This is a genomic window from Vibrio sp. Y176, from assembly GCF_033438945.1.
This window is the reverse complement of the sequence record NZ_JAWOQS010000017.1, coordinates 41545-48898: the sequence shown is the minus strand read 5'-3', so window position 1 is coordinate 48898 and position 7354 is coordinate 41545. Positions and strand designations below refer to the sequence as shown.

General features: G+C 44.8%; 5 protein-coding genes. 4 read left to right on the top strand and 1 reads right to left on the bottom strand.

All coding sequences use genetic code 11. The features are described from left to right. Positions 1 to 696: 696 nt before the first annotated feature. A complete protein-coding gene (gene queG / locus R7O13_RS22615; protein WP_213868912.1) occupies positions 697 to 1824 on the bottom strand; it encodes a tRNA epoxyqueuosine(34) reductase QueG in 1128 nt (375 codons plus the stop codon). Positions 1825 to 2100: 276 nt separating this feature from the next. Between queG and tsaE the strand changes: the two genes are divergently transcribed. The 4 genes from tsaE to miaA are packed head-to-tail and all read left to right on the top strand — an operon-like array spanning position 2101 to position 7228. Continuing rightward, positions 2101 to 2565 (top strand): tRNA (adenosine(37)-N6)-threonylcarbamoyltransferase complex ATPase subunit type 1 TsaE, encoded by a 465-nt coding sequence (tsaE, locus tag R7O13_RS22610; RefSeq protein ID WP_005381372.1) that lies wholly within the window; start codon positions 2101 to 2103, stop codon positions 2563 to 2565. Next, positions 2559 to 4268, top strand: a complete 1710-nt coding sequence (locus tag R7O13_RS22605; RefSeq protein WP_318304740.1) for an N-acetylmuramoyl-L-alanine amidase — start codon at positions 2559 to 2561, stop codon at positions 4266 to 4268. The genes tsaE and R7O13_RS22605 overlap by 7 nt, the downstream gene beginning before the upstream one ends. Before the next feature lie 18 nt (positions 4269 to 4286). Beyond that, positions 4287 to 6299, top strand: coding sequence for a DNA mismatch repair endonuclease MutL (mutL, locus tag R7O13_RS22600; protein WP_213904072.1), 2013 nt, complete (start codon positions 4287 to 4289; stop codon positions 6297 to 6299). Next, positions 6296 to 7228, top strand: coding sequence for a tRNA (adenosine(37)-N6)-dimethylallyltransferase MiaA (gene miaA, locus R7O13_RS22595; protein ID WP_005395375.1), 933 nt, complete (start codon positions 6296 to 6298; stop codon positions 7226 to 7228). Before mutL ends, miaA begins: the two co-directional genes overlap by 4 nt. The last annotated feature ends 126 nt before the right edge of the window (positions 7229 to 7354 follow it).

The window sequence follows — 7354 nt, the reverse complement described above, 5'->3', positions numbered from 1 at the left end:
GCGGGGTGGAGCAGCTTGGTAGCTCGTCGGGCTCATAACCCGAAGGTCGTCGGTTCAAATCCGGCCCCCGCAACCAAATACAAGACGATAGATTGAGTACTTATTTAGTATACAATTGTTAAGTCGTCTACGGATGCGCCGCTTGATTCAACGCCTGCTTCTCGCAACCAATCACATCGCTCTTTTCATAATGCTGCGAAGCATGAATCCCCAAAAGCTAAACTTTTATCCGCATCATATGATGTCGGACGATTTCGTTTGTGTTTAAAACACGATATGAATCGGCTGACGTACAAGTATGATGAGGCTTCGCGTGTTTTATCTACTTTAATTAACAGAGTTATCCACATACGTCGTTCTGTGGATAAGTTGGTTGATAAAGTGTTTTTAGCTTGACTTTTTATGATGGGGAAGAAAGATCTTTTCTCTAAAGTGAAGTTGAAACAACAAAGAAATATCAATTAAATCGTTGTTATATAAAGAAAAAATAAGTTTTTTGTCGGATCGAGTACGTTAAAATACGATCATTAACTGGTATTTTTTTGATCCTAGTCATTTCTCCGAGCTGTGTTTAACTTTTTTCTGCTAGCTTGTTTTTCTTGAATCTCAAATTTTTTTCCACATTACAAAATTGAGAACAAGGTCATGAATTGAACATGCAAAAGTACTTTCAATCTCTTGCATATAGACTACGCTCTATGCGTCTCTCGGCAGTCCCTTCTCGACTATCCTTATTAAGCGTTGCTTTTTCGTCTCTATAGATGAATTACTCTCAGTGGGGAGTTGATTCAGTTGCTCTGTCAAAGCCCATTTAATGTGCTCATCAAGTAATTTATTTTCACCTTGCCGACTTTCCAGCGCATCTATGATTCGCTGACTATATTCTGCATTACCAAGTGCGACAGCGATGTTACGTAGCCACTGTATATGACCAATACGACGGATAGCGGAGCCTTCCATATTTTTTAGAAAAGTCGCTTCATCCCAGTTAAACATGTCGACGAGGTCAGGGTTTTTGAAACTGTCACGACGGTGGAAATCATCTTGCTCCGTTATGTCGGCGTAGCGGTTCCATGGGCAAACCAATTGACAGTCGTCACAACCATAAATGCGGTTACCCATTGGCTTTCGAAACTCTTCAGGAATCACGCCATCGAACTCGATGGTGAGATAAGAGATACAACGCCTGGCATCGACAATTTTGTCTTCAACGATGGCTTGTGTTGGGCATGATGTAATGCATGCTTTGCATTTACCGCACTGATCAACACTTGGCTCATCTACGGGTAGTGGTAAGTCGATAAGTAGTTCACCTAAAAAGAACCACGATCCACAGTCTTGATCTAAAATCAGGGAATGTTTCCCGGTCCAACCTAAGCCCGCTTTTTGGGCGAGAGGTCGCTCTAATATTGGTGCGGAATCAACGAAAGGTCGGTAACCATATTGACCAACCTCTTGTTCAATAAGTTTGCCGAGCTTATTTAGCTGCTTTCTGACGAGCTTGTGATAATCGCGCCCTAGTGCGTAGCGGCTAATATAGGCATGACTTTTATTCGCGAGGTTCGAAGCGAATTGAGCCTCTGGTGGCAGATAGTCCATCCGGACGCTGATAACACGAACGGTTCCCGGGAGTAGCTCATGGGGTCTAGCACGCATCATACCGTGACGAGCCATCCAATCCATGGAGCCGTGATAGCCTGCATCAAGCCATTTTTGTAGTGCTGCTTCATGTTCACTCAGATCAACGTCGCAGATCCCAACTTTTTGGAAGCCGAGTTCTTTTCCCCAAACTTTGATTTGTTGTGCGAGTTGTTCGTAGTTCATGTTAACCACCGGAATAAAGGGGGGCGGATCTTAACGGATCTCTGGCTTTGGTGCTACCCAGTTAGGTACGTTTTTGATGTTGTGAATACTGCTTATTGAAGTCATTTGCATATATTCTAAATCTAGGTCGATACTAAGATGATTAAGATACCGTTTATTGGATACTTTTTTCGCACATATGACATTTGAAAGCTTGTCTCTCAAAACCAACACGGTTTACTATTCCTGTTCTTTTGATTTTTATATAGTCAACGATCATTAGTTAGAGAAGCATCAATGAGCACGAAACAATTCAATTTAAAAGATGAGCATGAAACGGTTGCACTAGGCACCGCTTTGGCTCAGCTTTGTTCCCAGCAAACCACAATTTATCTGCATGGTGATTTGGGTGCAGGTAAAACAACCTTTAGTCGTGGTTTTGTCCGTGCTCTTGGTCATCAAGGTAACGTGAAAAGTCCAACTTATACTCTAGTCGAACCGTACCAGTTGGATCAGTGGCAAGTATATCACTTCGACCTTTATCGTCTTGCGGATCCTGAAGAGCTTGAGTTTATGGGGATTCGAGACTATTTCACAGACGATGCGATTTGCTTGGTTGAATGGCCTGAAAAAGGGCATGGCTTACTGCCACAACCGGATCTTGATGTAAACATTCGCTACCAAGGTGAGCAACGTGTAGCCGAACTAACAGCTAATAATGATTATGGTGTGCAGTTACTCAGTCGATTGGAGCTATGTTGAGTTTTTCAAATTTTAGAGTAGTGGCGACGTTTGTCGCCGCTTTTCTCCTTCTCATCCCCAATTTAGCATTTGCTAACGTCGTTAAGAGTTTTCGAGTTTGGCCTTCACCTGATGAAACACGTGTTGTCATCGATTTAGGCTCGGAAGCTGACTATTCCTATTTCTCTTTATCAGGGCCGGATCGCCTTGTCGTGGATTTAAAAAGCACGACGATGCAGGCCAAACTGCCTGTTACTGTTACGGATAGCCCTGTTTTAAAACTGGTACGAAAAAGCTCGCCTCCAGAGAAGGGCACTTATCGTTTGGTGTTTGAACTAAAAAAGAGCGTTCAAGCGGAATTATTTAAATTAAGCCCAACACCAGGTGGGCAGTATGGTCACCGCTTGGTGATTGATTTACCGCACGGTAAGAAGGCATCGACCTCTAAACCGAGTAAGCCAGCGGCGGCCAGCAAAGACATGAGTTCAGTTCAACGAGCTCAAGAAGTGTTAATTGTTATCGATCCTGGTCACGGTGGGGAAGACCCTGGCTCTATTGGCCCTTCACGTCGTAAGTACGAGAAAGATGCGGTATTGAGTATCTCAAGAAAAATTGCTGCTCAGCTCGATGCGACTCCTGGTATTAAAACGCGCATGACTCGTACGGGAGATTATTTTGTAAACTTAAACCGTCGTGTCGCGATTGCTCGTGAAAATGATGCGCACTTGCTGATTTCCATTCACGCAGATGCGTTTACTTCACCGAAGCCTCGCGGTGGATCGGTCTTCGTACTAAATACTCGTCGTGCAAATACCGAAATTGCTCGTTGGGTCGAGAACCATGAGAAACAGTCTGAGTTATTGGGCGGCTCGGGTAATGCGTTCTTCACGAAGACAAAAGATCGTAACGTGAACCAAACTTTGTTGGACTTGCAGTTTAGTCATTCACAAAAAGAAGGCTATAAGTTGGCAACAGAAATCCTAGGTGAGATGGGACGTGTTGCGCACCTGCATAACACCAAACCGATCAACACCAGCCTTGCGGTTTTACGCTCTCCACAGATTCCGTCTGTGCTAGTGGAAACGGGCTTTATTTCTAACCCAACAGAAGAGCGTTTACTGTTTCAACGAGCGCACCAAGATAAGTTAGCTCAGGCTATCACTAAGGCGGTCGTCAAGTACTTAAAAGATAACCCACCAGAGGGTACGGTGTTCTCGCCTTCAGCGAAGCCAATGGTACATATTGTAAAGCGTGGCGAGTCATTATCGGTGATCGCGAACAAATATGGGCTTAGCTCTAAAGCGCTGATGTCGGCAAACAACTTGAAGTCGACAGGCTTGGCAATTGGTCAGAAGCTCAACATTCCTTCTGCTGGTACGATTAAAGTGCCAAGTAAACCGATTACTGTTGAGACAGAAACCATTACGCACAAGGTTAAGTCTGGTGAGTTCTTAGGTAAGATTGCGAATCACTATAAAGTGAAGGTTTCAGATATCCGCCGAGAGAATAACTTGAAGTCAGATACCTTGTGGGTAGGGCAAAAGTTGAAGATAACGGTCGCGGTAAAAGATAAACCGATTCGTAAGCACAAGGTTTCTCGGGGTGAGTTCCTTGGCAAAATAGCGTCCAAATACGGCGTTAGCGTATCGAGCATTCGTAAAGCGAATAACTTACGCTCTGATCAGCTAGCGGTTGGGCAAGTCCTGATCATTCCAAACAAGTAGGTGAGCTTCTAACTCATTATGACGATTAAAATTTTGCCAGCCAGACTTGCAAACCAAATCGCCGCAGGGGAAGTGGTCGAAAGACCTGCTTCTGTGATTAAAGAGCTGGTTGAAAATAGTCTTGATTCTGGCGCAACTCGAATCGATATCGATATCGAGAAAGGAGGCGCAAAGCTGATTCGTGTTCGTGATAACGGAAAAGGTATCGCGAAAGATGAACTCGGCTTAGCGCTCAGTCGTCATGCGACATCTAAGATACATACCTTAGATGATCTCGAAGCCATTATGAGTCTAGGTTTTCGCGGTGAAGCGTTAGCCAGTATTAGCTCAGTCTCGCGTTTGACGCTCACGTCGCGTCCTGCGGCACAAGAAGAAGCCTGGAGTGCCTACTCCGAAGGGCGTGATATGCAGGTGAAGCTTAAGCCAGCAGCGCACCCGATTGGCACTACCGTTGAGGTGTTGGACTTATTTTTTAATACTCCAGCGCGTCGCAAGTTTCTTCGTACGGAGAAAACCGAATTTGCTCATATTGATGAGTTATTGAAACGCATTGCGTTAAGCCGCTTTGATGTCACCATCAATGTGCGTCATAACGGCAAGATCATCCGTCAATATCGCGCGGCGAAAAATCAGCTTCAAACCGAAAAGCGTATTGCTGCTGTCTGCGGTAATGCGTTTGTGCGGCATATGCTCAGAATCGAGCTTGAGCATCAAGGGTTAAAGTTACATGGGTGGATTACCACACCAGAGGGAGCAAGGCAGCAAAGCGATTTACAATATTGCTATGTGAATGGCCGAATGATGCGTGACAAATTAATCAATCACGCGATTCGTCAAAGTTATGAAATGAGCTTAAAGCCAGATCAGTTTGCTGCGTATGTGCTCTTTATTGAGCTAGATCCGCACCAAGTAGATGTGAATGTTCACCCTGCTAAGCATGAAGTGCGTTTCCACCAAGCTCGTTTGGTGCATGATTTCATCTATCAAGCTTTGACGGATGCACTTTCACAAAGCGCCGTGATTGATAAACCACAGGTGAATGAATCGGCATTTCATCGCGTGGAACCGACTGAGTCCGAAGAGATTGAGCATTCGCCAGAGCCTGAAAAAGTACAAGAGCCAGCATCTTCACCAGTACCAGAACGGGTTTATCAAGCGATAGAGAGTACACCGGCTTATCCTGGACGCAGTGATTATGAAGTGAAGCCTCGTAATAGCGGTCCTAGTGAAACCTCCGTGCGAGAGGCGCGCGTAGTGGAGTCATTCAAACGTAATGATTGGGTGGAATCCAAACCTGCACCAAAGCCAAGTCACAGTAAAGAGCGCCACGTAGAACCAGCGCCAACTAAACAAGAAGTACGCGCTTATCACGAGCTGTTGAAAACGCCAGAGTTTGAGGCTCAGGCAGTCACTCCAATAGCGCCCCAAACGATAACTTCGCACACATCAATGCCATCGATTACTGCATTAGGCAAAGCGCTGATGGTGGTCGATGAACAATTTGTTTTGATGAGCAGTGACAGTGGGGCGGCGTTAGTCTCGTTACCTAGAGCAGAATTTTATCGTATAAAAGGCCAGCTCACTCCAAGCGATGGTGCACTTAAGGCACAACCTCTGCTTGTTCCTCTATCTATTAAGTTAGAGGCCGAATTAGTGAGACTGGCCCAAGATTATCAACAAGATTTGGCATTGCTTGGTATTCAATTGAAAGCGAGAAACGAGCACGCCTTAATGGTGATGGGCGTCCCAGCTCCGCTGCGTCAACAAAACTTACAAAATTTAGTACCAGATCTGTTATCTTACGCGCAATCTTGTGTGAACGAAGGTATAGCAGCGGCTCAGATGCTGTCTGAGTTGATAGATTGGCTCGCATTACAGGTCACGACAGTGAAGAGTCACTATACTTTTTCTGAAGCCATTCAAATTATTGCGGAACTTGAACAGCTAAGACATGGTCAATTGCCATTAGAAGATACAAAATTCGTATCCGCTGTTGATTTCTCTGCCACGATAGCCAAATTAAAACCATGACAGATAAACTACCTTTGGCGCTATTTTTAATGGGGCCAACTGCATCAGGCAAAACTGAGCTGGCGATTCGTCTTCGTCAAAAATTTCCGGTTGAGATCATCAGTGTTGATTCTGCTTTGATCTACAAAGGGATGGATATCGGTACGGCGAAACCGGATGAAAAAGAGTTAAGTTTGGCGCCTCATCGCTTGATAGATATTTTGGATCCAAGTGAATCTTACTCTGTCGCCGACTTTCGTCGAGATGCATTGAAAGCGATGGATGATATTGTTGCAGAAGGAAAAATCCCACTTCTTGTGGGTGGAACAATGCTGTATTACAAGGCGTTACTTGAAGGTTTATCACCACTTCCTGCTGCAAATCCTGAAATTCGTCAGCAAATTGAACAAGAGGCATTGACTAAAGGTTGGTCAGTGTTGCACGATGAACTCAAAGAGGTTGATCCTGTGTCAGCTGCGAGAATCCATCCCAATGATCCCCAACGTTTATCTCGGGCATTGGAAGTTTTTCGCATTTCAGGTAAAACTTTGACTGAATTGACTCAAACGAAAGGTGAAAGCCTACCATACCGAGTCAAGCAGTTTGCAATAGCTCCCAAGGATAGGGCAGAACTTCACCGTCGGATTGAACTCCGTTTCGAGAAGATGATGGAAGCGGGCTTTGAAGAAGAAATGAAAGCGTTACATTCGCGAAAAGATCTTCACCCCGATCTTCCTTCCATACGATGCGTCGGTTACCGACAGATGTGGGAGTATTTAGATGGGGAGTGTACACGTGACGAAGCGGTATTTCGTGGCGTATGCGCGACTCGTCAATTGGCCAAGCGTCAAATCACCTGGTTACGCAGCTGGGATGATTTAACTTGGTTGGATAGCGAGAACATTGAACAGGCATTAGAAACGATGTCGGAAGCAATAGCATCTGATTGACATAGCTGTGTATAATGTGATCGTTTTTGCGTGAACGCACTCTCAAAGGATCTGTTGTTGGCAGTTTTTATACTATGCTGCTAATTACTTAGAGTGCATTTTTGATTCGTTTAGCTCAGATGCAAA